The 3542-nt window shown below is 48.0% G+C and carries 4 protein-coding genes; 3 read left to right on the top strand and 1 reads right to left on the bottom strand.

Annotation, left to right across the window (positions count from 1 at the left end):
• Window positions 1–1240 (bottom strand): ATP-dependent DNA helicase (locus WBV75_RS08985; protein WP_424120289.1); only part of this gene is annotated, 1240 nt, incomplete at its 3' end.
• A 101-nt stretch (window positions 1241–1341) separates the two neighbouring features.
• Here WBV75_RS08985 and WBV75_RS08990 point away from each other — a divergent pair.
• From WBV75_RS08990 to WBV75_RS09000, 3 genes are read left to right on the top strand one after another with little or no spacing between them, the layout of a single operon-like run.
• Window positions 1342–1992, top strand: a complete 651-nt coding sequence (locus WBV75_RS08990) for a hypothetical protein (protein WP_424120290.1) — start codon at window positions 1342–1344, stop codon at window positions 1990–1992.
• The gene (locus tag WBV75_RS08995; RefSeq protein ID WP_424120291.1) at window positions 1970–2800 is read left to right on the top strand and encodes a DUF3822 family protein; all 831 of its coding nucleotides are present in this window, start codon (window positions 1970–1972) and stop codon (window positions 2798–2800) included. Before WBV75_RS08990 ends, WBV75_RS08995 begins: the two co-directional genes overlap by 23 nt.
• Window positions 2800–3336: an RsmD family RNA methyltransferase gene (locus WBV75_RS09000; protein WP_424120292.1), complete on the top strand. Its 537-nt coding sequence runs from the start codon at window positions 2800–2802 to the stop codon at window positions 3334–3336. The genes WBV75_RS08995 and WBV75_RS09000 overlap by 1 nt, the downstream gene beginning before the upstream one ends.
• Window positions 3337–3542: the final 206 nt, after the last annotated feature.

The raw sequence follows: 3542 nt of genomic DNA on the forward strand, positions 1-3542 counted from the left end.
GAGCGTTAAAGAAGGGGTTGTTTTTGATGGCCAGAAATTTCTTATACCCGGATTTCTCGTGCTGGTAATCCTTCATCACCTCCTGGTATAATTTGTTCCCGTCTTCGTAGGATAGGGAAGGACCTTCTGTAGTAATGGTATCCAGCAGTAAAACAGTTTCAAAAGGATCCATACCCGCATAGTCCACCATACGTACCCGAACCTCTGCAAAATGGAAACCGTATAATTCTTTAAAGGCAAAAATCTCGAGGATTTCAATGATATCCCCATTGGCGATAAACCCAGCCTCAGAGCTGCTTTTCAACCAGAAATAATTGTTTTTAACCACCATCATATAATCCCCCGCCGCCAGCTCGTTTTCCAGGAACAACAGTCGGCTCCGTATATTCTGGTTATAGAGGTTGGCCCGTTTGTTGGACCTTACAATGACTGCAGTTTCCTCCTTTCCGACCGTGGAAAATGAATCGTTTAAGGCGTCCTGTATCTCATACCCATCTGTCAGGCGTACGATATCGCTGTATCCCGAAAGGGAAAAACGAAAGGATTCCAATACGGTATCCCTTAGGATTTCCCTGAGGCGCGTGGCATTCATCAGGATTCCCGACCCTTCAGCCTGCCGCATGACCTGATCCAGCTCAATTTCCTGAACTTCTTTCCCGTATTGCAGCTCCAGCCTGTCGGCATCCAGGGCAGGGCTCAGGGAGAGTTTAACAGGGGGGAGCTGGGCGGTGTCCCCGATAAAAATCAGCTGGCACTTATGGCCTGAGGAGACAAAAGTGATCAGGTCATCCAGAAGGGAATTGGCATTCCCCTTTCCCGTATCGACCGGGGTGTCCGGGATCATCGAGGCCTCGTCTATAAGGAATACCGTATTGCGATGCCTGTTCGGCGCCAGGGTAAACTTCACCCCGCCGGAGCGGTCCTTTTTTGGAAAGTAAATTTGCCGGTGGATGGTATGAGCCTTGGTTCCGGTATAGGAGGACATTACTTTGGCCGCCCGGCCTGTAGGAGCCATCAACAGGGCTTTCTTTCGGATATGCCAGAGGTTCTTTATGAGCGTGCCCAACAGGGTCGTTTTTCCCGTTCCGGCATAACCCTTGAGCAGAAATACGCTCTGTGTGTCGCCACCCACCAGGAAAGACGCCATATCCTTCAGGGCCTGTTCTTGTTTGTCTGTAGGCGTATGGGGAAATTTATCATTTAAAAGCCTTAGAAAAGCGGCTGCGGAAAGGGAATCCATAGGCGATCAAAGATAGGGATGATTTTAAGGGAAACACTTTCACGATTCAAAAAAAATTGTAGATTTGTGTTTAACCAAAAGTCAACTTAACACTTTCTAAAATGAAATCCATCCTTCAGATTGTTCTTTGGATCGTTTGTATTGTCCTCGGGTATATGATCTACAAGTCTGTCACAGGACCCATCGAGTTTGATAAAATTAAGAAAGAGCGATTTGCAGAGGTTATCGACCGGTTGAAAGACATTCGCAATGCCCAGGACGCCTATAAAACGGTAAATGGAAGATATGCGAATAACTTTGAAAGTCTGGTGGCTTTTGTAGATACCGGAAAATATACCATTACCCAGCAAAGGGATTCATCCTATATGGAGTTTGACAAGGTGTACCAGATTGACATGCTTCAGGAAGTCAAGATTATCGACACCTTAGGTTTCGTCTCTGTCAAAGATTCCCTCTTTAAAAATAGTGATCGTTACAAGAACTTGATGAATGTGCCTTATGCACCGAATAACGAGAAGTTCACCATGAAGGCGGATATCGTTGAGAAAAGCGGCTACAGGGCTCCTGTGTATGAGGTTAAAGTCCCTAAATCCGTCGTCCTGCACGATCAACCGAAAGACCTGCTCTCCAGGGAGAACGCCCAGGTGAGTGTTGAGGAGGTAAACGGGCCTGAAATAAAAGTAGGATCCCTTACCGAGGTGAGCACCAGTGGTAACTGGCCCCCTATTTATGACAAAAAAGGAGATCAATAGCGGCCTGGAAGAGCGGCCGAACGGGTATCATAAGTTGTCCATTCAGGTAAGCCTGAATGGACTTTCTTTTTGTGTCCTGGACACTATTGCGAATTCTTTGACGCACTCCCACTCCCGTGTTTTTGAAAAGGAAATGAGTCCTTTTAGCCTTCACAAACTCATTCAGGAGGATTTTGAGGAAATGGGAATATTGGACTATGCGTATTCAGAAGTCATCAGCATACATCGCAATACGCTCTTTACCCTAGTTCCGATGCCCCTTTTTGACCCGGACCATTTGGCCAATTACCTGAAATACAATGCTAAAATCCTGGGGACGGATCACCTGGATTACGACCCTGTCCAGGGATTGGATTCGGCCAATGTTTATGTCCCCTTCGCCAATGTGAACAATTATCTCTTCGACACCTTCGGAGCCTTTGAATTTAAACACAGCGGTACGGTGCTTTTGGAAACGCTTATAAAATTGCCCAGCAGCAGGCAGGGAACCCTGGCCTATCTGCACATAGCGGAATCCCAAATGGACCTGGCCGTATTTTCGAATAAAAAACTCCTCTTTTACAATTCCTTTGTCTTCAGCAGTCCTGAAGACATCATGTACTTTCTGCTCTTTACTGTAGAACAGCTGGAACTCGATCCTGAGACGCTTAAACTAAGGCTATTGGGAGATGTTGCCGCCGGAGATCGGATATACGAATTCTGTATGGAGTACCTGGAAAACGTTTCCCTTTTTGTACCCCCGGACACCTCATTGGCCCACACTGCCGAAGCTGATGATATTGATTTTACCCTGATCAACGCCTTGTGATACGCATCATTTCAGGAATACACAAAGGTCGCCGTCTGAGCGCCCCAAAAAACCTTCCGGTTCGCCCTACCACGGACCGCGCCAAAGAAGCGCTTTTCAACATCCTCGGACACGAGGTGTACTGGCCGGAATGCAGTGTGCTGGACTTATTTTCGGGCACGGGCAACCTGAGCTATGAATGCGCCTCCCGGGGATGCCCCCGTGTCGTCGCGGTGGATGCCCATGCCGGCTGTGCAAAGTTTATTGAGCAGACGGCACGCCTGCTGGAAATCCCTGTCACCGTGTACAAAAGGGATGTAAATGCCTTTTTAAAGCTCTGTACGGACTCGTTTGACCTGATTTTTGCAGACCCACCCTATGATTTTTCCCAGGAGCAGCTCGGTGAGGTTGTCGCCCTTTGCTTTGAAAAGGGACTGTTGAAAGAAGATGGAATCCTTATTTTGGAACACAGTACCCAAAGGGATCTGAGTGAATTGCAGTATTTCGATTCTGCCCGGAAATACGGCAGCACCGTCTTTAGTTTTTTCAGGCCCTGAAGCCGAAAAAAAACAGCAGGTCATAAGCCGGATTCTGTTTGCCCGACCCTGGGGCCGGGATTCCCGTCATTTATCTAGACCCCGCGTTACCCCGGGGTTCCATCCGCCTACCCGTCGGCTTGGGCGTGCAGCCCTCAAATGCCGACCTACATGGCGTTGCACCGCATAGAGTTTGCCGATTTCACTACAGCCGAACTGTACTTGCT

Source organism: Robiginitalea sp. (assembly GCF_049588695.1).
GTDB lineage: Bacteria > Bacteroidota > Bacteroidia > Flavobacteriales > Flavobacteriaceae > Robiginitalea.

What these genes read in the sequence shown, in the direction of transcription:
- WBV75_RS08990 (WP_424120290.1), top strand. Translation starts at nt 1,342, where the DNA reads ATGAAATCCATCCTTCAGATTGTTCTTTGGATCGTTTGTATTGTCCTC.
- WBV75_RS08995 (WP_424120291.1), top strand. Translation starts at nt 1,970, where the DNA reads ATGACAAAAAAGGAGATCAATAGCGGCCTGGAAGAGCGGCCGAACGGG.